Origin of the sequence: Banduia mediterranea, assembly GCF_031846245.1 — a bacterium.
Lineage (GTDB): Bacteria > Pseudomonadota > Gammaproteobacteria > Nevskiales > Nevskiaceae > Banduia > Banduia mediterranea.
The window spans coordinates 29,877-51,196 of the sequence record NZ_JAVRIC010000001.1 but is presented as its reverse complement, the minus strand read 5'-3'; the positions used below and the strand labels follow the sequence as shown (position 1 = coordinate 51,196).

18 protein-coding genes are annotated in these 21,320 nt (G+C 61.6%); 5 read left to right on the top strand and 13 right to left on the bottom strand.

The window, feature by feature from the left end:
* The first annotated feature begins 57 nt into the window (after positions 1–57).
* The 3 genes from ampD (at position 58) to RM530_RS00225 (ending at position 2,356) form a co-directional block, all read left to right on the top strand.
* Positions 58–630, top strand: coding sequence for a 1,6-anhydro-N-acetylmuramyl-L-alanine amidase AmpD (ampD, locus tag RM530_RS00235; protein ID WP_349256134.1), 573 nt, complete (start codon positions 58–60; stop codon positions 628–630).
* A complete protein-coding gene (ampE, locus tag RM530_RS00230; RefSeq protein ID WP_311363190.1) occupies positions 627–1,487 on the top strand; it encodes a regulatory signaling modulator protein AmpE in 861 nt (286 codons plus the stop codon). The genes ampD and ampE overlap by 4 nt, the downstream gene beginning before the upstream one ends.
* A 68-nt stretch (positions 1,488–1,555) precedes the next feature.
* A complete protein-coding gene (locus RM530_RS00225; protein WP_311363189.1) occupies positions 1,556–2,356 on the top strand; it encodes a helical backbone metal receptor in 801 nt (266 codons plus the stop codon).
* A gap of 10 nt (positions 2,357–2,366) precedes the next feature.
* Here RM530_RS00225 and RM530_RS00220 read toward each other — a convergent pair whose 3' ends face one another.
* Positions 2,367–2,933 (bottom strand): cob(I)yrinic acid a,c-diamide adenosyltransferase, encoded by a 567-nt coding sequence (locus RM530_RS00220; RefSeq protein ID WP_311363188.1) that lies wholly within the window; start codon positions 2,931–2,933, stop codon positions 2,367–2,369.
* A gap of 118 nt (positions 2,934–3,051) precedes the next feature.
* Between RM530_RS00220 and RM530_RS00215 the strand changes: the two genes are divergently transcribed.
* Positions 3,052–3,831 carry an inositol monophosphatase family protein gene (locus RM530_RS00215; RefSeq protein WP_349256133.1) on the top strand — a complete coding sequence of 260 codons (780 nt, stop codon included), beginning with the start codon at positions 3,052–3,054 and terminating at the stop codon, positions 3,829–3,831.
* A 4-nt stretch (positions 3,832–3,835) separates the two neighbouring features.
* Here RM530_RS00215 and RM530_RS00210 read toward each other — a convergent pair whose 3' ends face one another.
* The 12 genes from RM530_RS00210 to rpmH all read right to left on the bottom strand — a co-directional run bounded on the left by RM530_RS00210 (position 3,836) and on the right by rpmH (position 19,622).
* Positions 3,836–4,360: an NUDIX domain-containing protein gene (locus tag RM530_RS00210; protein ID WP_311363186.1), complete on the bottom strand. Its 525-nt coding sequence runs from the start codon at positions 4,358–4,360 to the stop codon at positions 3,836–3,838.
* Positions 4,357–4,821, bottom strand: a complete 465-nt coding sequence (locus tag RM530_RS00205; protein ID WP_311363185.1) for a YiiD C-terminal domain-containing protein — start codon at positions 4,819–4,821, stop codon at positions 4,357–4,359. The genes RM530_RS00210 and RM530_RS00205 overlap by 4 nt, the downstream gene beginning before the upstream one ends.
* Positions 4,822–5,092: 271 nt before the next feature.
* Positions 5,093–8,146, bottom strand: a complete 3,054-nt coding sequence (locus tag RM530_RS00200) for a type III restriction-modification system endonuclease (protein WP_311363184.1) — start codon at positions 8,144–8,146, stop codon at positions 5,093–5,095.
* 246 nt (positions 8,147–8,392) lie between these two features.
* Complete coding sequence (locus RM530_RS00195; protein ID WP_311363183.1) at positions 8,393–9,517, bottom strand: Fic family protein; 1,125 nt, start codon at positions 9,515–9,517, stop codon at positions 8,393–8,395.
* Positions 9,518–9,531: 14 nt separating this feature from the next.
* Positions 9,532–11,397, bottom strand: a complete 1,866-nt coding sequence (locus RM530_RS00190) for a site-specific DNA-methyltransferase (protein ID WP_311363182.1) — start codon at positions 11,395–11,397, stop codon at positions 9,532–9,534.
* A gap of 34 nt (positions 11,398–11,431) precedes the next feature.
* Complete coding sequence (locus RM530_RS00185) at positions 11,432–12,097, bottom strand: DUF4391 domain-containing protein (RefSeq protein WP_311363181.1); 666 nt, start codon at positions 12,095–12,097, stop codon at positions 11,432–11,434.
* Positions 12,094–15,384, bottom strand: a complete 3,291-nt coding sequence (locus RM530_RS00180) for a helicase-related protein (protein WP_311363180.1) — start codon at positions 15,382–15,384, stop codon at positions 12,094–12,096. Before RM530_RS00180 ends, RM530_RS00185 begins: the two co-directional genes overlap by 4 nt.
* A 419-nt stretch (positions 15,385–15,803) precedes the next feature.
* Entirely contained in the window at positions 15,804–17,144 is a 1,341-nt protein-coding gene (gene mnmE / locus RM530_RS00175; protein WP_311363179.1) for a tRNA uridine-5-carboxymethylaminomethyl(34) synthesis GTPase MnmE, read from the bottom strand.
* A 19-nt stretch (positions 17,145–17,163) separates the two neighbouring features.
* Positions 17,164–18,891 carry a membrane protein insertase YidC gene (yidC, locus tag RM530_RS00170; RefSeq protein WP_311363178.1) on the bottom strand — a complete coding sequence of 576 codons (1,728 nt, stop codon included), beginning with the start codon at positions 18,889–18,891 and terminating at the stop codon, positions 17,164–17,166.
* A 10-nt stretch (positions 18,892–18,901) separates the two neighbouring features.
* On the bottom strand, positions 18,902–19,117 hold the full coding sequence (gene yidD / locus RM530_RS00165) for a membrane protein insertion efficiency factor YidD (protein WP_311363177.1): 216 nt from the start codon (positions 19,115–19,117) through the stop codon (positions 18,902–18,904).
* The gene (rnpA, locus tag RM530_RS00160) at positions 19,102–19,455 is read right to left on the bottom strand and encodes a ribonuclease P protein component (protein ID WP_311363176.1); all 354 of its coding nucleotides are present in this window, start codon (positions 19,453–19,455) and stop codon (positions 19,102–19,104) included. Before rnpA ends, yidD begins: the two co-directional genes overlap by 16 nt.
* Positions 19,456–19,487: 32 nt before the next feature.
* Positions 19,488–19,622, bottom strand: coding sequence for a 50S ribosomal protein L34 (gene rpmH / locus RM530_RS00155; RefSeq protein ID WP_311363175.1), 135 nt, complete (start codon positions 19,620–19,622; stop codon positions 19,488–19,490).
* A 201-nt stretch (positions 19,623–19,823) separates the two neighbouring features.
* Here rpmH and dnaA point away from each other — a divergent pair, with 201 nt between their 5' ends.
* Positions 19,824–21,146 (top strand): chromosomal replication initiator protein DnaA, encoded by a 1,323-nt coding sequence (gene dnaA / locus RM530_RS00150; RefSeq protein WP_311363174.1) that lies wholly within the window; start codon positions 19,824–19,826, stop codon positions 21,144–21,146.
* Positions 21,147–21,320 lie beyond the last annotated feature (174 nt).

The following is a 21,320-nucleotide window of genomic DNA, read 5'->3' as shown; positions in this document are numbered from 1 at the left end:
GCCACCATGTCCGAGCAGACCCCATCAGCTTCCCGAAGTTCCGGCCCGCCGCCACAGATGCGTCTGCCGCGGCTTGAGGTCGACGCCCAGACGCAGCGTCTGCAAGACGTGACGTTTCTGTCGTCACCGCACTGCGACGCGCGCCCGGTGACGATGGAGATCGACACCATCGTGATTCACGCAATCGCCCTGCCACCCGAGACCTTCGGCGGCAGTTACATCGACGACCTGTTTCTGGGTCAGCTGGATTGCGATGCGCATCCCGACTTCAAAGGCCTGCGCGATGTGCGCGTCTCGGCGCATCTGTGCATCCGCCGCGATGGACGCATCACCCAATACGTTCCCTTCGACCAGCGCGCCTGGCATGCCGGCGAGTCCTGGTTCGACGGCCGCACCCGGGTCAATGATTTTTCGATCGGCGTTGAGCTCGAAGGCAGCGATACGCAGCCCTTCGAGGAGATACAGTATCGCCGGCTGGTCGAAGCCGGTGCGGCACTGATGCGCGCTTACCCGGCGATCGAACTGTCGCGCGTGATCGGTCACGCCGATATCGCGCCGGCCCGCAAGACCGATCCCGGCCCGCATTTCGACTGGCCGCGATTCCTCACGCTGTTGGAGCATGCACGATGACCCTGCTCGGCATATTGCTGGCACTGGCGCTCGAACGACTGCTGTCGCAGACCCTGCCGCTGGGCCGGCCGACCCTGCCCGGCCTGCTGATCTCGCGGGCCGGCGACGCAGCCTGGTTGCAGTCGGCCTGGTTGCCGCCGCTGCTGCTGGCGATACCAGTGCTGCTGACCGGCTATGTCGACCTGCTGATTCACGGACCCTTGCTGCAGACACTTTTGAGCGTCGTGATTCTGGTGCTGTGCCTGGGACCACGCGACCTCAGCGACGATGTACGTGCGCTGATGGCCGCGCGCGAGGCTGGCGATCAGCGACGCTCGGATGCGCTGGCTCAGACCCTGCTGCACAGCGTGGAAGACTACGGGCAGCGCCGTTCCCTGCTCGGCGCCCTGTTCGTTCAGTCGCACGAACGCCTGTTTGGCGTGTTGCTGTGGTTCTTTCTGCTGGGCCCGGCCGGCGCCGTGCTGTATCGCGCCGCCAGCCGGCTGCCGCGCATCTGGCACGAAATCCAGCCGGGCGGCGCGGCGGAGCTGGCCGCGATGCGGCTGCATGCGGCGGCCGCGTGGTGGACAGCACGCGTGGTGGCGCTGCTGTTCGGATTGTCCGGCAGTCTCGACGACGCACTCGCGGCCTGGCGGCGCGTCGGCGAACGGGCTACGGACTGGCGCGAACGCACCTGGGACGTGCTGGCCGGCGTGGCCGTGGCTGCGCTCAGCAGCGAACCGGAGGACGGAGACGGCCCGGCGCTGCCCTCGACCCTGGACGAGGTGCTGCGCGAAGTCCTGGCGCTGCAGAATCGCGCGCTGCTGATTCTGCTCGCGGCGTTCGCGGCCTTCACCGCCGGCGGATTCATCGTTTGAGAGGATCTCCGGCTTTTGTCGCTGAGTCTTTGCGTCTTTGCGCGAAACTCGGTTTTGTCTTCTCCGCAATGCTGCTCTCGCCACCGCTCCAGGCCCAACAGCGCATCGTCACGCTGGCACCGCACCTGGCCGAACTGGTCTGCGCGCTCGGCCGCTGCGATGCGCTGGTCGGGGTGATCGCCTGGACCGACTACCCGGCGGAGGCAGCGGCCAAGCCGGTCATCGGCGATGCTGCGAATCTGAACCTCGAACAACTGCTGGCGGCCAAACCCGATCTGGTGCTGGCCTGGCGCGGCGGCACCCGCGATGACACCGTGCGGCGTCTGCAGTCGCTCGGCTTGCAGGTGGTCTGGATCGACAGCGGAGGGCTGGACGATATCGGGGAAGCGATTCTGGATATCGGCGGCTGGATCGGCGCCGAGGATCGCGCCTGTGAACTGGAACAGGACTACCGACGACGTCTTCAAGCCGTCAGAGAACGCTTTCGGCGACCGGTGAACGCGGATCCCTGGCGCGTGCTCTACCAAATCCAGATGCAGCCGGTGTTCACGGTCAATGCGGCCTCGCCGATCAGCGAGGCCATCGAACTCTGCGGCGGCCTCAACGTCTTCGCCGATCTGCCAGCCATCGCCGCGCCGGTGGGCATGGAGTCGATCATCGCGCAAAGTCCCCAGCTGATCGTCTACGGCCAGCACGAGGATGCCGCAAGCGTGCGCGACTACTGGGCGCGGTTCGATGCGATTCCGGCCGTGGACGCCCAGGCCTTCGTGCGCGTCGACGCCAGCCTGCTGGCGCGTCAGTCGCCGCGCATCCTCGACGGCATCGAGCAGCTCTGCGTCGGCATGCGTGAGCAGCTGCCGAAGGACTGAAGCCGGCCGCTCAGTTCTTCTTTTTCCGTGAATGCCGCCACATGACTTCACTGCCGCCGTCGATCCGCGCCAGCTGGCGCGCCACCGCGAACATCAGATCGGACAGACGATTCAGATAGCGCGGCAGCAACGGATTCATCGCCGGGTCCGGCACGGACCACAGTGCGCGTTCCACGCGCCGGCACACGGCACGCACCACATGCGCCTGCGCGGCGGCCGGGGTGCCGCCCGGCAGCACGAATTCCGTGAGCGGAGGCAGCGTATCGTTGATGCGCTCGAAATCCGCTTCCAGTCGTTCCAGCGCGACATCGCGGATCAGGGCCTGGTCCGGCGCCAGTCCCGGCATCGACAACTCGCCACCCACGTCGAACAGATCGTTCTGCACTTCGCGCAGAATTTCTGGCAAGGGCGAGGGCAAACCCATTTCGATGAGCACGCCGAGATGGCTGTTGAGTTCATCGACCTCGCCGATCGCCGCAATACGCGGATCGGTCTTGGCCAGTCTCGCGCCCGTCGCCAGGCCGGTTTCACCGGCATCACCGGTGCGCGTCACGATCTTGGATAGTCTTTTGCCCATCGCCGCAGTGTAATTCACCGTACCGCCCGGCCACAGTCCGGCGGCGGGCTTCGGGTATGCTTTGCGCCCCGTTTTTCACATTGTCTTGTCCATGTCGAACGCCACGTCGAACCCTTACCTGCAGGCCGCGCTGGAAGCCGCCGACGCGGCGGCTCAGGTCATTCGTACGGCCTATGCCCAGCCCTTCGACGTGCGCTACAAGCAGGACGCCAGTCCGGTCACGGAAGTGGATGAAAACGCGGAGAAGGCGATCAAGCAGGTCTTGCAGACGCGCTTTCCCGAGCACGGATTCTTCGGCGAGGAATTCGGACGCGAGAATGCCGATGCGGATTTTCTGTGGCTGATCGATCCAATCGACGGCACCAAATCCTTCGTGCGTCGCTATCCGGTGTTTTCGACACAGATCGCGCTGATGCAGCGCGGCGATCTGATCGTCGGCGTCTCCAGCGCGCCGTGCTGGTACGGCACCGAACGTCTGTGGGCCGCTCGCGGTGAGGGCGCCTGGTTCGCGCGTGACGACGAGACGCCGCGTCCGCTTGCGGTCAGCAAGGTGGACCGCCTCGACCGAGCGACGCTGTCCACCGGCAACCTCAAGTCCCTGGCGCAGTCACCGGCCTGGATGCGTTTCGGCGAGCTGATTCCGCGCCTGCACCGCATTCGCGGCTATGGCGATTTCCTGCACTACCATTGGCTCGCGGACGGCAAGCTCGATGCCGTGCTCGAATCGGATCTGAACATCCTCGACATCGCCGCGCTGACGGTGATCCTGCGCGAGGCCGGCGCCGTGGTCAGCGAACTCGACGGCGGCGAAGTGAATCTGGACACGCGCAATCTGCTGGCGGCGGTCCCGGCGCTGCATCCGATGCTGCTGGAGGCGCTGGCCTACACCTCCGGATGAGGGCTCATTCGGGCCGCACCGTCCAGCGCGGCGTCGGCGGTTCGTGTCCCTGCGCCTTGAGCCAGTCGTAGAGCGCCAGACCCGTCGCGGCCGGCCAGGGCACGATGTCCGCATGGTTCTCGAGCCGGTATTCGGCCAGTTCCTCGCCGAGCACGATCTCGCCTTCGGCACGCACGTGATAGGCGATGATCAGCTGGTTCATGCGTTCGAAACCGTAGTGGCCGATGAAGCTTGCGACTTCGCCGTGCAATCCCAATTCTTCCTCGACTTCGCGCAGCACCGCTTCATGCGGCACTTCGTTCTTTTCGAGAAAACCGGTAATCAGCGCAAAGAAGGGGCCGGGCCAGGCCTTGTTGCGGGCCAGCACGATCTTGCCGCGATACTCGACCACGGCGGCGACCACCGGCGTCGGATTGTCCCAGTGCACGTAAGCGCAGTCCGGCGCCGAGCAGGCCAGGCGCGTCATCCCACCTTGCTCCGCCGCGACCAGCGGCGCTGCACAATCGAGACAGAATCGGGGCGTTTTCATGTGGCTTGCTCCTCGGGTAGGGCGACATAACGGCCGACATGGCCCGACACGCGACGGCCCGCCTGTCGAATCTCGGTGTGAATCTCGATGCGGGCTTTCCGGCCCTGCCGCAAGGTCTCGACGAAGGCCTGCGCCTCCGAATCGAGCAAACTGCTGAGCGCTTCGAAGTCAGCACGTGCCGGCGCGTGAAAATCCATGGCGCTGTGTTGCACCACCAACGTCACCGACACACCGGACTGCAATACGAGTGCGTGCGCCTGCGTCCAGCCGCTGACCACACCGACCATTGCCTGGCTGCCGCCAAAGGCCGTTTGATGGTGGTTTCGATTGGGCGCCAGCGGCGCCGCGATACGGACGCGCGTGATCGAAAATTCCAGGACATCGAGTTGCGCAGCCGCGGTCAGCGGGATGCTTTGATGCAGGAATTGCGTAATTTCTCGTGCGCCGGGCAGGGCGTTCATTGGAGGCGGATTTCATGATCGGGACTGAGCCGCACCATAGCGCAGCGATCTGAAGACGCCAATCGGCCGCTCTGTCCTTGAGCGCGTATTCGTCCAAGCCTCTCGATGAAGAAACTATTGAAGACTGCTTGAATATCTTGACATTGCGCGAATCTGAAAGGAGCACCACCCAAAAGTGGACACAAATGTCAGAGACCTTCTGTTCGCCGGCCGATGACGACGGTCTAGCATCAAACAAATAGGGCGAACCTTGCCGCAGCTTTAGATGCTATCAACCAACCAAATCCATTAACTTACCGTAGCTATCAACGACGTCGTAACGAACTTGGTCGGACGTGATCCTGGCGAAAAACTTCCTCGCGCAGTCGATCTTCGATTGCTCGATCGCTCGCAGATCCAAGGATGACATCGAGCCCTTGGTCTCGGCCACGAAATAGATGTGCTTCACCTTGCCCGCCTGGAACGCGATGGCCCAGTCAGGGTTGTAGTTGCCGACCGGCGTCGGGATGAAGAAGCCCTTCGGCATTTTGGCGTAGACCACGACCTCGGCGCTCGCGTCCAACTCCTCGACGAAACGGCGTTCGTTCTTGGAGTCGGTAAATACGTAGTCGTAGACGTGACGCCTGGCCTCAAACGCCTTGCTGAGGTCGTCTCGTGGCTTCTCTGTTGTGAAGATGTCCGAGTTATACCGCTCATCGACGGGGTCGTACGCAATGTGCTCGACGATGGCGGTCGCCTTCTGTTCGCCGATCAGCATGGCCGCTTTCGCGATGAAATCCTCAGGGTTGGTCCGGAACTGTCCGAATACAACCTCGTTGATCCCGGTCAGGATGCTGGCGATGGTGCGTCGGGTAAGCTGGGTGGCCTCCGCGAGCTTGCCGATCAGGTCGTACCTCACTGCCGAGTGCACGGAATGCTGATACTCCTCACGCGTGGTTTCGAGAACCCGGAACGCCGAGCCGGCCTGTAGGTCCTCGTGCTTCGCCTTGTCGATCTGCGTTCCGCGCTCGATCAAGTACTTCATCGGAGTGACTCTCAGCTCATTGTCCAGAGCCTGCACGCACTTCTTGATCAGCTCATCGGTATCGAAGTGAACGGTATAGGCCGCCTTTTGGTTGATCTTGCCCCAGAGTGCCTGGAACTCCTGCTTCTCGAAGTTCTTGTTGAGTGCATTGGTCTTCGCCATTCGGTCATCGCCAATCGTCGGCAGCTGAGCCTCGCTGAAGACGCTATCGATCAGGGCGAATACCTGCTCCGTGTAGGGCTGTAACTCGGGAGGAAGCTCAACCAGCTGATCTTCCTTCTTGGCGGTGTGATAGGCATCCGTGATCTTGTCGTAGTCGTCGGTATAGTCGTTCTTCGCGAGGTAGCGATAGATCTGCTTGGCGATCAGCGGCGTTACTTCCAAATCACCTGTGCTCGTCTTCAGTACCTTGCCGGTGAAGTACGCCTCGTCAGCAATACGCGGCCGCGCGGAGAGCGAGTTGCTGATGTCCTTTTGCAACGCATTCACAAAATCCCTGTAGCTCTCGCTGGCCACCACCGTCAGTTCGTTGATCTCGTGAACCGTGATGGGATTGTCCATACGGTCACCATTCTGGTTCACCGATAGACGCAGGCCGCGCCCCACCTCCTGCCGCCGTGAGATGGTGTTGTCGCTGTGCTTGAGCGCGCAGATCACGAAAACGTTGGGGTTGTCCCAGCCTTCGCGCAGCGCGGAGTGGGAGAAGATGAAGCGCACCGGCTCGGTCAGCGACAGCAGGCGCTCCTTGTCCTTCAGGATCAGGTCGTAGGCATCGACGTCGTCCGTCTCTGTGGACCTTCGGCCCGTGGCAGGGTCCACCAGCCGTTTGGTTTTCCGGTCGATCGAGAAGTAGCCGGCGTGGGTGTTCTGGGCCGCGATGCCGTTCAGGTAGGCGGTGTACTCCGGCTCCAGCAGGGTCTTCAGCTCGTTGAGCTGGCTCGCGTACTCCTCCTCGAAGATCCGCGCGTACTCGCCCGGCACTTCGTCGCTGGCGTCGTACTGGCGGTACTTCGCGACCTCGTCGATGAAGAACAGCGTGAGCACCTTCACGCCCTGCGGGAACAGCGTCTGCTCCTTCTCCAGATGTGCGCGGATGGCCTCACGGATCTGAATCCGCCGCATCGCCGCCTCGTCCACGTTGCCCGTGGCTTCTCCCGCGCTCACCTCCTTGCCGTTGGAGAAGCTGAGCGTGTTGGTGCGCGCATCGATGTCGGAGACGACGAAACCCTTGTACTGATCCAGGCCGCCGGACAGGTCAAACAGGTTGTCGTTGCGCCCCAGCTTGCGCATCACCCGCTTGATGCCGTTGCCCTGCTTGATCTCCAGCTCGGTGCGCGCGATCGGCGGCTTGCTCGGCGAGGTCTCGATACCTTCCAGGTACAGATAGGCATTGGTGCCCGTCAGGCCCTTCACCGTGATGCCGCGCACACTGATCTTCTTCACCAGCTTCTGGTTGTAGGCGTCCAGCGCGTCCAGCCGATGGATCTTGTTGTACTCGGTCTTGTGCGTGGCGGAGTAGCGCATGATCATCAGCGGCTTGAACTCGCTGAGTGACTTCAGCGTCTTCTCGCCTTCCATCTTTTGCGGCTCGTCCAGGATCAGGATCGGCCGGTTGGCCTTGATCACGTCGATGGGCCGGCGCGACTGGAAGTCATCCAGCTCCTCGTAGATGCGTCGATTGTCTTTGGCAGTGGAATTGAACGCCTGGACATTGATGACCATCACGTTGATGCCGGCGTCAGACGAAAAGCTTTCCAGCTCGTGCAACTGCTTCGAGTTGTAGATGAAGGCCCGTGCCTTCTTGCCGTACTCCCGCAGGAAGTGGTCGGCCGTGATCTCCAGGGACTTGAAGACGCCCTCGCGGATCGCGATGCTCGGCACCACCACGATGAACTTGCTCCAGCCGTAGCAGCGGTTCAGCTCGAACATCGACTTCAGGTAGCAGTACGTCTTGCCCGTGCCGGTTTCCATCTCGATATCGAGATTGATCGCGCAGCCGGTCTTCTTGTCGACGACCATCGCGGCAGACTGCGGCAGGTTCTGATGCCGCTGGACCGTCTGGATGTTCTCCAGCAGCTGCGCGGCGCTGAGCATCACATCAGCATTGCGAAAACCCGCATCGACCGGGGGCGGCTCGTCGCCGAACATGCCCACCTGCCGGGGTGCCGGCTCGGATGCTGGTGCGCTGCCCGGATCGATGCGGTAGCGCACCGGGGCGGCCGGCGGCTGTCCGGTGAAGCAATCCCGCACCGCCTCAACCGCAGCCGTCTGGTACGGCTGGACCTTGAACTTGAGTTTCATTCGAATCTGCGCTCGCTTTCTTTACCCTTTCTACAAGCTTCCTGCGGTGTTTGACCTGCAGAAAAGCCTAAGCCATTGATTTGTCGTGGCTCTCCGCGCGCGCGGCGGCCGACTTCGGTTCGGCCGTTTCTGCAAGCCGCGGACAACTTGCGGAGCCTGGGAACGCCACAAACGGTTTTGCGGAGTCCAAAACAAAAAATGGACACCACAAGCCTGCTAGTCGCGCTCAGGCGCTCCACAAGCATCTCAAAGCACCTCGCGGCCTTCGGCCAGGTTGATCAGGCGCGGAAAGCACAGTGTGGCCGGGCGGCGGCCGCTGCCGGCCTGCAGTTCCCGCAGGATGCCGGCGTCGCGCATCTGCCGCAGCAGGCCGGGCGTCGTCTTCTCGTGGATGCCGAAATCGCGCTTCAGCTGCGCGGTCAAGTCCGACGAACGGAAGATGGGCTTGCTGAAGATCGCGTCCAGCACATGCACGGTGTACTGCGAATGCGTGGCCTCCTGAATGGCCAACTTCATCTCCTCGTACAGCGCCTGTATGGCCGTCACCCGGGCACTGTTGGTGCCTGCCTGCGCCACGATGGCCTGCAGGAAGAACGCGATCCAGCCGTCCCAGTCGCCATCGGCCGAGATCGCCTTCAGCCGTTCGTAGTAGTCCTCGCGGTGCGCCTCCAGGTATTCCGACAGGTAGAACATCGGCTGTGACAACGCACGCTTCTGGAACAGGAACAGCGGGATCAGGATGCGCCCGATGCGCCCGTTGCCGTCCTTGAAGGGGTGCAGCAGCTCGAACTGGGCGTGCACCACGGCCGTCTGCAGCAGGAAATCGGCATCGTCGCTGTCCAGATAGCGTTCCCAGGCCTGCAGGTGGTCGGGCAGTTGCACCGGGTTGGGCGGCACGAAGCTGGCCTGCTCGATGGGGCAACCGTGTTTGCCGATCCAGTTCTGGTCCTTGCGGAACTCGCCGGGTGTCTTGTCCTGCCCGCGCACGCTGCTCATCAGAATGCGGTGCAGCTCGCGCACGAAGGCCAGCCGTATCGGATAATCCTTCAACTGCTCGCGCGCGGCATACAGCGCCGCGCGGTAGTTGGAGATCTCCTGGATGTCCTGGAACTTCGAGCCTTCCTTCAGCAACCCGGCCTCCTGCTCCAGCACCTCGTCTACGGTGGCCTGGGTGCCTTCGATCCTGGACGACAGCACCGCCTCCTGCGTGGTCAGCGGCGAAAGCATCACCGCCGGATTGGGGATGCCCTGCAGCAGCCCGTCATAGCGCGCCAGCGCCGCGTTGGCCTGGCCCACCAGTGGCAACAGTCGCCGCCAGTCCAGCGCGGTGAGCGGCAAGACGTCGGGTTCGTAAGGGGTGTGGGTTGGCATGGCGGGTTACCGGGTCAGACGCACTTCACTTCCGTGCCCGGCGACAGCAGCTTGAACAGCTGCTCCACGTTGATCTTCACGCTATCGCTTGCGAAGCCCGAATCCCGGAACACCACGCGCAGCGGCTTGTAGCCGGCCAGCGTCTTGACGAAGGCCTCATCCACGCCAGGATCAAAGCAGGCGGCAAGCGCGTTGTCATCCACGAAGAACACCGTCTTGCCGGCGATGCTCTCCTGCCGGATCGGCAGCGAAAGATCGACGCCCCAGTCGAGCAGTACTTGGAACAGCAGGTCTTCAGGGGTGCGGTCGTAGCGGATGTTGTCGATTTGTTCGGCGAGCAGGTCCTGCTTTACAGCGTCCGGCGAGTAGTACACGTCCGCCATGTTGGAGGCATCCACCTTCAGGACGCGGAAGCCGGTGTCCTTGTTCCAACTTGCGTGGTACTGGGCTTCGAGGATTCTTTTGCCAGCACGACGGATACGCTCTTTGCCGATCTCGGCAATAGTTCTGTAGCCACTCTTGTGCGCATCTGATTTCTCATCGCAGGGCGCTGGAAGCTGCACCATGACAAATGTTCTCTTTCCACCGTCACCAGCGTTGACCTGCATTACGGCCTGGGCCGTGGTTGCGGACCCGCTGAAAAAATCCATGACCAGATCCTCTTCATCTGCAACCTGATTGACGAGGTCTGCGATAAGGGCGACTGGCTTCGGAAATGGGAAAAGATCTGATCCAAAGAGGGCGCGTATCTCCTGCGTACCATCTGCCGTGTGGACATCATCAATGATGGACCGAAAAGCGATGAAGTCCGACTTCATTTCTTTACGAAATTTCTTCTCCCTCGGCCTGCCATCATCGTTTTTTGGAAAGAGGATGCGCCCCTCTACGGCCAACTCATTCATTCTTTCCTTCGAGTATCGCCAGCCCGTGGATGGGCTCGGAGGAAATGCACGCCCTGTTCCAGGCTCAACAATTTCGTAATGCAAGTTTGGGCGCTGGTCGCGGGTCGCGAGGCCAAGAATGCTACGGCTCATCCAGTCGCCGCGAGGGTCATTGTCTGGATTTGAGAACTTGGACTCATCTCGACCAACTCCCTTTAATGAAAACCCACTGTTCTTAGCGTAAGCAATGATGTATTCATGGTCTGTGGACACGTTGGTTTTGGCCCTCGCATCCGTAAACTGCCTAGCCTTCCAAACAAACTGAGCAACAAAATTTTCGCGCCCGAAGACCTCGTCGCATACCTTTCGCAAGGTGTGAACTTCTTCATCATCGATGCTGATGAAGATCACTCCGTCATCACGCAGCAGGTTGCGAGCAAGGCGCAGACGGGGATAAATCATGGTCAACCAATCGGAATGAAATCGACCATTAGATGTCGTGTTGGCTACCAGCCTAATTCCCGATTCATCAATCTGATTGGAACGGCGTAGATACTCACCAGAGTCCTCAGCGAAATCATCTTCGTAGATGAAGTCATTCCCTGTGTTGTACGGCGGGTCGATGTAGATCATCTTGACCTTGCCGAGATAGGTTTCTTGCAGCAGCTTGACTGCATCGAGATTGTCGCCCTCAATGAACAGGTTTTTGGTGGTATCGAAGTCAACGCTCTCATCGCGGACAGGCCGCAGCGTCTTTGCTATTGGCGCGTTCGCAGCTAGCAGCGCTTCGCGCTTCCCCGGCCAATCAAGCTGATAACGCTCCTGCGGACCCTCGACAACCTGCTCGCTCAGCTCCTGCCGCAACTGATCGAAGTTCACCGCCAGTCGCAGCTTGCCATTCTTGTCGGCGGCTTCCGTCACGCACCCCGGAAACAGCTCGCGAATGCGCGCGATGTTGTCCTGCGTCAGGTCCGGCGAGTGCATCTTCAGCTTGTCCATCGTGTTCCCCGTGTTGCACAGCGCTGGCTTGCCGTCAGGCGGTCAGCGTCTCGATGTGTTGGTTGACCGTGCGCAGCTGCGCATTGAGCGCGACCTTGCGGTTGAACTGCTTTTCCCGCTGGAGCTTGGCATCCAGCCTGGCCCGTTCGCGCTCATGGCGACGGATCGCTTCGACCCGTTCCAGATGCGCGGCGATGCTCTCGCCCGGCCGCGCGGGGTGCGGCAGCAGGCCGCGCAGCAGTTGTTCGTAGAGCCCCTGAAGGTCGAGGGCAATCGGCAGTGCCTGTCGGTCCCCGTTCTCAGGGTACCAGTCCCCGAGATAGTGCTCGCCGATGACCCACTTGCTGCGGTCCGCCTCGCTCGGCCGCTTGTAGGCGGCGGCCATGCGAACCTGTCCCCGGTAGCGCAGGTGGAACAGGGTGGGCTTGGGAATCGCCCTGTCAATGGCCAACAGCACGGACGTATCCAGGTCGTTGTCGCGCTGAGTCAGTTCAATGATCTGGATTTCCTGCACGCCCTGCGCTTCCGGCAGGTTGGTGGTTTCTGGCGCCAGCTTCGCGGCCCAGGTGATGCGGTCCACCTGGGCTTTGATGCGCTCGCGCAGGGCCTTGCCGAGGCGGCCGTGCTCGTAAATCCGATTCTTGGGGATGATCCGACCAAAGCTGGCCTTGGCCGGGTAGCTATACGGGGCGCCGATCATGCGACGGCTTGCACCACGATGAAGGTGATCAGCTCGAAGTCATCAAGGCCGGAGAGGGTGCCGGTCAGGGCCGTGGTCTTGCCGGGCGTGAACAGGCTGTCCAGGTCCTTTTCTTCCTTGACGTCGATCATGGTCTTGATCGCCTGGTCGAGCAGGTCGGAGTAGCGCTTCATGTCCTTGCCGTCTTGTGTCGCTTCGTTGAACGGCAGATAGGCTTCCCGCACGGGTTCGTGGAACCCGCGACAGGCCGTGCGGGCAAGGTCCAGCAGACGCTTGGCCTCGGTGTGGTCGTTGACGATGCGGCCATCGGCGCCGATGTAGATCAAATAGAACGGATGCAGGCGGTTGTGCTGGTTGAGGTTGACGGCGGGGTTGCGGTTGCGCAGCGTGAAGATCACGCCGGGGTGCAGGCCCAAGTCCGGTCGAGCGGGGACCACCGCGTGCAGTCCGTTGGGGATATTGCTCAGGTCGCCGTGGGTCTTGATGTAGTTGAGCAGGTCCATGCGGAAGTCGTTGAGGCCGAGATCGGTGATGTTGACCCCGGTGCGCACGTCTTCCATCTCGATCACTTCGTCCTGCAGGCGGCGGAGCTGTTCCTTGCGGTAGGCCACGTCGTTGGCCTGGGCGTTGAGCACGTTGTCATCCCCGGTGGCGGTGACGTCCGCAATCATCATGCGGTTCTCGACCCGCTCCTTGAGGTTGATGTACTCGTCCAGACTGATGTCCGGCCAGTAGTTGACCAGCTGGATGCTGGCGTTCTGCGAACCGATGCGGTCGATGCGGCCGAAGCGCTGGATGATGCGGACCGGGTTCCAGTGGATGTCGTAGTTGATGAGGTAGTCGCAGTCCTGAAGGTTCTGGCCTTCCGAGATGCAGTCGGTGCCGATGAGGATGTCCAGCTCGCGCGGCTCGTTGGGGTAGACCAGCACCTTTTCCTTGGAGCGCGGCGAGAACAGTGTGAGCAGGCCCTGGAAGTCGTAGGTCTGCCGGCTGCCGGGGATGGTGCCGAGTGTGGACTTGGGCGCGTCCGAGCCCGTGACCTTGCCGGTGTGGACCTTGTGCGCTTTCAGCAGGAACTCCGCCAGGTTGTCGTACAGGTAGTTGGCGGTGTCGGCGAAGGCGGTGAAGACCAGCAGCTTGCGGTTGCCGGGGTTGATCGGTGAGGTGAGCTTGCTGGTGATCTGCGTCTTGAGGTGCTGGAGCTTGGCGTCGTCGACGGGCGTGACCTTTTCCATCTCGCGCAGCAGCTCGTTGATGAAGACCAGATCGGCCTGCAGGTCCTGCTCCCAGCTCGGCAAATCCATGTCGTCCAGGCTGATCTGGATCTTCTTGCCGATGGTGGCGTCACCGGGCAGCGGCAGTTCGTCGTCATCTTCCGACACGTCTTCAAACGCGTTGGAAGTGTCAGCGAAAGTGCTCGGCACGCCGCGCTCGCGCCAGTCCGCGATCTTGTCCAGGGCGCTGGTGTGGCTCTGCCGCAGGCTCTTGAGCGTGAGCCGAAAGGCTTGCACCGAGCTTTCCAGGCGCTTGAGCAGGTTGGTGGTCATGAGCGCCTGAAGGCTCTTCTCACGGTCCGCCTGCCTGAGCTTGCCGCCGCCGCTTTCGACTTCGGTGTCGTACAACTCCTCGTATTTCTTCAGGCGGCTGGGCAGGATGTAGCTGATGGGCGCGTAGACGGCCAGCTTCAGCAGGGACAGGCGGTCGAAGATGTCGTTGAAGCCGATGACGTCATCGCGCGTGGTCAGCGGACAGTGGAAGGACAGCGGCTTGCGGCGCTCGGGGAAGTGCCCGATCTCGGAGGTGTCGTAGAAGGTCTGGATGTGCTTGCGCGAGCGCGCAATGGTGACGCTGTCCAGCAGCTCGAAGAAATCAAAATCCAGCGCGGTCAGGATGGCCGTGGCGGTGCGCTTTTCCGCCGGCAGCACGGACCAGGCGTTGAACGCGGCCTGCGCTCTGCGGAAGATGCTGTCGATGTCCTTGGCCGTGCGCAGCTGGCCGCCGAGGGTTTCGCTGTCGCCCTCGTAGGCCAGCGCCAGCTGGTTCTTGAGGTCGTTGAAGCGGTTGTTGACCGGGGTGGCCGAAAGCATCAGCACCTTGGTTTTCACGCCCTGCCGGATCACCTGATTCATCAGGCGCTGGTAGCGCGTTTCCTTGTCCTTGTAGATGTCGTTGTTGCGGAAGTTGTGCGATTCGTCGATCACGACGAGGTCATAGTTGCTCCAATTCACTCGGTCCAGCGCGATGCCCAATGACTCGCCGCGCGTTCGGCTCAGGTCGGTGTGGCAAAGCACGTCATAGTTGAACCGGTCCTTGAACAGGGTGTTGGTCTTGAGGTTGCCCTTGTAGGTCTGCCAGTTATCCGCCAACTTCTTTGGGCACAGCACCAGCACGGACTTGTTGCGCAGCTCGTAATACTTGATGACCGCGAGCGCGGTAAAGGTTTTTCCGAGGCCGACGCTGTCCGCCAGGATGCAGCCGTTGTAGGTCTCCAGCTTGTTGATCAGGCCAGTGGCCGCATCGCGCTGGAAATTGAAGAGCTTCTGCCAGATCAGCGTGTCCTGATAACCCGTTCGGTCGTTGGGCAACACGTCTTCGTTGATGTCTTCCAGGAACTCCCGAAAGATGTTGTAGAGCATCAGGAAGTAGATGCGCTCCGGCGGGTTTTCTTGGTAAACAGACGCGATGTGATCGCAGAGCCGCGCTGTGACGTCCTCCAATTGGTCCGGACTGTTCCAGATGTGGTCGAATAGATTCAGGAGCATCGCGGTGTGCGCTGGCTCGTTGAAGCGCGTCACGATGTTGGAGACCGCATTGCCCTTCTCGTAGCCGAGGTCGACGGCGGTGAAGCCCGGTATGGGCATGTACACGGTGTCTTCTTCGGCGCCTCGAACGCCGGCGAACGGTTGCATCGGTGCCTGTGCCTTGTTGGACCGGAATGAAGCCTTGCGGCGAATCCAGTCCGCACATTCGCGGGCAATGGCGCGTTGGGTCAGCTTGTTTCGGAGCTGGATCTCGAACTCACTTCCGTAAAGACTGCGCTCGCGCTCCGCCTTGGGGATGTGAAACTCCCGTTTTTCCTTTTTTAGCTTGTCCGCAACCTGGTCCGGCACGAAGGTCGGTGAGGTGAACACAAACTCAAGCGCCTCGATGGCCTCCAGCTCCTGCTTGAGAGCGATGTAGGCGTACATCGAAAAACACGAGGCCGCAACCTTGAGCTTGGCCCCAGGCTGCAGCGTGCGCTTCAAGTCGTCTCCCAGCAGAGAATTGATGTTGTCGATCAGATCCACTGCAATGATCCCCCCGAGTCAACCAACCACCGATGCTTACCGACAACGGGTGAATCTGCCGCGGCTGGCAGACGTCTTATGTTGTTCATTTCTATAGATTGTCAGAACAACCCACGATTTCCTACGTGGCCGATCCTCTGATTCCCGCAGCACGCACCGGCCTGCGGTCGAAGTCCGGACCACCGCTGATCGGCCAAATACTCCAAGTTCACAGCTCAACAAGCGCCAGGAATATGCAAGGAGAGACCCACTTGCTCCCACAAGGCGGCCAAACCGGCGCGTCGTAGCACTGTCAGTTTGGCTGTTTTGGTCACGTTGACCGACGGCGTGGGCGCCCACTTCCGTCCCACAGTGACTTATCACGTGTCGCCGAAAGCGCAAATCATCGTCACGGCGAGGTCAATCGCACCGGACTGAGATTATTTGCCGATGCAGAAACTGCTGAAGATATGTCCCAGCAGCTCGTCGCTGCCGAAGCTGCCGGTGATCTGCGACAGCGCCTTTTGCGCCAGGCGCAGATCCTCGGCGGCGAGTTCGGCACCGCTGCCTGCGGCCAGTGTGGCGGCGGCGACGCGTAGCTGTTGTGCGGTCAGGCGCAGTGCCTCGACGTGACGTGCGCGCGCAGAGAACGCGCTTTCTCCACTTTCGGCAATGCCGGCAACCTCGCGCATCGCCGAGATCAGGGCTTCGATGCCGGCGCCGCTGCGCGCGCAAATCCGTACGCCGCCTTCAAATGCCCCGGGCGCCGCACCGCTGAGATCGCATTTATTCCGAATCTGCAGACGCGGGATGGCGTCCGGCAGCTTTTCCAGCAGGGCGGTATCGGCCGGGCTCCGGGTGTCGCGATCATCCACCAGGAACAACAGGAGTTCGGCCTGCTCCACGGCGGCCCAGGCGCGGCGTATGCCTTCGCGTTCGACCGGATCGTCGGATTCACGCAGACCGGCGGTATCGACGATCGTCAGCGGCATGCCGTCTATGGCGATGTCCTCGCGCAGCACATCTCGTGTGGTGCCGGCGACCTCGGTGACGATGGCCGCTTCGCGACCGGCCAGCCGGTTCAGCAGCGTGGATTTGCCGACGTTGGGCTGGCCCGCCAGTACCACAACCAGGCCGTCGCGCAGGCGACTGGCACGCTCGGCCTCGCGCAGCAATTGTTCGATCGCCACATCGAGTTCCGCAATGCGCTGATGCAGACCCTCGTCCGAGAGCCAGTCGATGTCCTCGTCCGAGAAATCGAGTGCGCCTTCGACGAAGACTCGGATTCCGATCAGGGCGTCCAGCAGTGCCTGTATGCGGCGCGAGAAGGCGCCTTCCAGCGAGCGCTGTGCGGCACGCGCGGCCTGCTCGGTCTGGGCATTGATGAGATCGGCGATCGCTTCGGCCTGGGCCAGGTCGACGCGGCCGTTGAGAAAGGCACGTTCGCTGAATTCGCCGGGCCGGGCGCGGCGGGCGCCGGCACTGACGGCGGCACGCTGCAAGACTTCAAGCAGAACCGGGCCGCCGTGGCCCTGCAATTCGACCACGTCTTCGCCGGTGAAGGAATTCGGCCCGCGAAAACACAGCACCAGACCCTGGTCGATGATCTCGCCGTCGGAGCCGCGCAGCGAGCGCAGGCGGGCCTGGCGTGGGGCTGGCAAGCTGCCGGCCAGATGCTCGGCGATGGCGAAGGCATCGCCGCCGGACAAGCGCAGGATGCCGACCGCACCGCGGCCGGCAGCCGTAGCGATGGCGACGATGGTGTCATCGCCGCCACTCATGCGCGGCTCCGCGGCGGCCTCAGTTGGAGGCTTTGCCGAGACCTTCCTTGTCGAGCTTTCGATTGATCAGCCATTGCTGGATGATGCTGACGAGATTGCTGAAGAACCAGTAGAGCACCAGACCCGCCGGGAACAGCGTGAAGAAGGCGCCCATGGCGATCGGCATGGCGCTCATGATGCGCTTCTGCATCGGGTCCATGGTCATTGCATTGCCGGACAGTTTCTGCTGGGCCCACATGCTGATGCCGAACAGAACCGGCAATACGTAGTAGGGATCCTTGGCCGACAAGTCATTGATCCACAACATGAAGTCGGCCTGACGCAGTTCCACCGACTGCAGCAGCACCCAGTACAGCGAAATGAACACCGGGAACTGCACCAGCATCGGCCAGCAGCCACCGAGCGGGTTGAAGCCTTCCTTCTTGTACAGATCCATCATCGCTTTTTGCTGACGCTCGCGATCGTCGCCGTAGCGCTCCTTGATGTCCTGGATCTTCGGCGCGAACTTGCGCATCTTCGCCATCGAGCGGTACTGCGCCTCGGACAGCTTGAACATTGCGCCCTTGATCAGCAAGGTCAGCAGAATGATGGCGATGCCCCAGTTTCCGGTCAGGGCGTGGAATTTCTGCAGGATCCAGAACAGCGGCTCCGAGATCGGCGTGAGCAGACCGTAATCCACCGTCAGCTCCAGACCCGGCGCGATGTTCTCCAGACCGTCCAGTGCAAAAAAGCCGGCATCCGCGTCGTCGCTGCTCGCCAGACCATGCTGCAAGGTCGGGCCCGCATAGAGCTTGCTCTCGAATACCTGTTCGCCGCCGGCCGGCACCACGTGGTAGGCGCCGATGTACTGGCCGAGATAGCCCCGCGTCTTGCTGGGGCGGGCGATGAAGCGCAGTTCTTCCTTTTCCGGCGGTATCACCGCGGTGAGGAAGTAGTGCTGCATCATTGCCAGCCAACCGCCGGTCTGCTTGAGCTCGATCGGTTCCTCGGCGATGTCGTTCATCGCGGTCTTGCGGAACCGGTAATCATTGCTGCCGGCTTTCTGCTCGTAGATACCGTAACCACTGAAGGTCCGGACGAAAGGCGGTTCCTCGCCGAGCTTGAACTCGGTGCGGTGCAGCTGTACGTACGGGCTCAGCTGCAAGGCCTGCGTGCCCGTATTGACGACCTTCTGGCTCAGGCCAATCTCATAGCTGCCACGCTGAAAGTGGTAGGTCTTGGTTACGGTTACGCCCGGAGCCGGCGAGGCTTCGAGACTGACATCGACCTGGTCCTGGCCTTTGCCCAAGGCGTATTCGGTCTGCGACGCCCGATAGTCGGTGTACTGCGACACCAGCGCCTCGCCTTGTCCCAGGAGGCCGCTCTGAACGACGAAAAGACGATCACCGCGATCGTCCAGCAAGGACACCGGTATGTCCTCACGCTGTTTGACCGCCGCGTACGCTTTCAGCTCCAGTCTATGCAGATCACCGCCTGCCAAGGATATTTCGCCGCGATATACGTCCGTATCGATTCGAACCCGGGCATTCCCGGCCGGCCTCGCGGTCGGTGTCGAATCCGCCGGACCCTCGATGCTGGGGACGTCGCCGCTCTGCGCCGGCGGTGCCACCACATCCGAAGCATCCGTCTGCGGTGTCTGCTCGCTGATGATCGACGACGGCTCGGCGTGATCCTCCTTCCAGGCCTGATAGATGAAGAACAGGATGACGCCAACGACGCAGATCAGGAAGAAACGACGATTTTCCATTGCAGGTGCTTTATTCGGTCGGAACCGGGTCGTGACCACCCGGGTTCAACGGATGGCAGCGGCTGATTCGCCGCAAGGACAGCCAGCCACCACGGAACATTCCATAACGGCGGATGGCTTCGATCGCATATTGGGAACAGGTGGGGTGAAAGCGGCAGTGAGGACCCAGCAGCGGGCTGATCCACCGCTGGTAGAAACGAATCAGGCCGATCAACAAATGCCCCATCGCTCGCGTACCCGCTTCCAAAGCTGTTCGAGCTCGGCCCGCAGCTGTGCGTTCTCGGCCTGGGCCGCGCCATTGCGCGCTTTGAATACGACATCGACCTGCGGCAGGCGGCTGCGATTCACGCGAAAGCTTTCGCGAATCTGACGCTTGATCCGGTTGCGGTCGACCGCATGCGGCACGGCTCGCTTGGCGATCGCCAGACCCAGCCGCGGCTCCTGTCCTGGGCAATCGCTGATCACGGCCCCGAGATGTTGTCCCGAGAACCGCTTGCCGGCCGCAAACACCGCTTTGAACTCAGCGGGCTTGCGCAGGCGGCTTTGCGGTGTGAACCGCTGCACGCGGCGCGCAGGCCTGGACTGGAAGAATCGGCTTACGGAATCAGCCGCTGACGGCCTTTGGCACGACGGCGCGCAAGCACCGAGCGACCGCCTGGGGTGCTCATACGGGCTCGAAAGCCGTGGGTGCGCTTGCGGCGCAGATTTTTCGGTTGAAAAGTGCGTTTCATGGCACTGCCCCGGTTGGGTTGGGTCAAAAAGGTCGCGGAGTTTAGCGCTTAAGCCAGAGCACGGCAAGGTCACGGTTTGGCCCAAAATTCAGGTCGGGAAACGAGGTGGCAACTCGGTCGTCGGATGCTTGTGGATAAGCGTAGCCATCAAGGATTAGACTGCTCGGCCATTCCCATGCGTGAATCGCCCCGGAGCCTGCTGTGTCGGCTGCGTTATGGAGTCATTGTCTCACGCGTCTGGAAGGCGAACTTTCGGATCGCGAACTGTCCACCTGGATCCGGCCCTTGCGTGCCGTTGCCGATGGCGAGCGCCTGCTGCTGCTCGCACCCAATCCGGTGGTGATGGCTCGCGTCAGCGAGCACTATCTGACGGTGATTCGGCTGACAGTGTCGCGGGTCGGTGGCGACGATGCGCCACAGGTCGAACTCGCCGTTTCGGGATCCACCGAGGGTCCGCAGAACAACCCGGCCCCGAGCACGGAAGATCCGTCCACCGCGCCACGTTATGTCGGCCGCGTCGATGCACGCTACACCTTCGCCAGCTTCATCCAGGGGAAATCGAATGCGCAGGGTCGCGCCGCGGCGGAGCAGGTCGCCGAGGCCCCGGGCGCCCGTTTCAATCCCTTGTTGATCTATGGTGAATCCGGTCTCGGCAAGACCCACCTGATGCACGCGATCGGGAACTTCGTGATCGACCGTAATCCAGCGGCGCGTGTGCTCTATGTGGGTGCCGAAAAATTCGTGCGCGACATGATTTCGGCGATACGCGGCGGTACCACGGAAACGTTCAAGGAAAACTACCGCTCGGTCGATGCTCTGCTCATCGACGACATTCATTTCCTGGTCGGAAAGGCCGGTTCTCAGGAAGAATTTTTTCATACTTTCAATGAGTTGCTGGACGGTCGTCAGCAAATGGTGATGACCTGCGATCGCTATCCGGCCGAACTCGACGGGCTCGACATGCGTCTCAAGTCGCGCTTCACCTGGGGTCTCACGGTGCCAGTGGAACCGCCTGAGCTGGAGACGCGGGTCGCGATCCTGCTGTCGAAGGCCGAGGGCCTGGGATTGCCGCTTCCGGAAAAGGTGGCATTCTTCGTGGCACAGCGGGTCCGGTCCAATGTGCGAGAGCTAGAAGGTGCGCTCAACCGGCTCGCCGCCAGTTCGCGCTTTCTGGGTCGCGACATCACCGAAGACTTCGCTCGTGAAACGCTCAATGACATCTTCTCGTCCTACGAGCGGATGATCACGATGGACAACATCAAGCGCACCGTGGCGAGCTATTACAAGATTCGTGTTGCCGATCTGGCATCCGTCCGGCGTAACCGTGGACTTGCCCGGCCACGGCAAATGGCCATGGCGCTGTGCAAGGAACTGACCCAGCACAGCCTTCCGGAAATTGGTGAATCCTTCAGCAAAGACCATACGACCGTGCTCCACGCCTGCCGCAGAATCAAGCAACTGAAGGACGAAGATATCCGCATGCGTGAGGATTGGGAGAATCTGGTTCGGCAGCTCGGTGGCTAGGTTCGTGCCGGCGGTTCCCGTGCCTCGATCGACGCAGGCTCGCAACGCCTACGGGCTAGGGATAAGCTTGGGCACAAGGGTGTGAACAAACCGATGCACAAGTTGAAAGGCCCATGCGGCACACAACTTATGCACAGCCGGCACAAGCCTAGAGCAGGCTGGCTATACACAGTT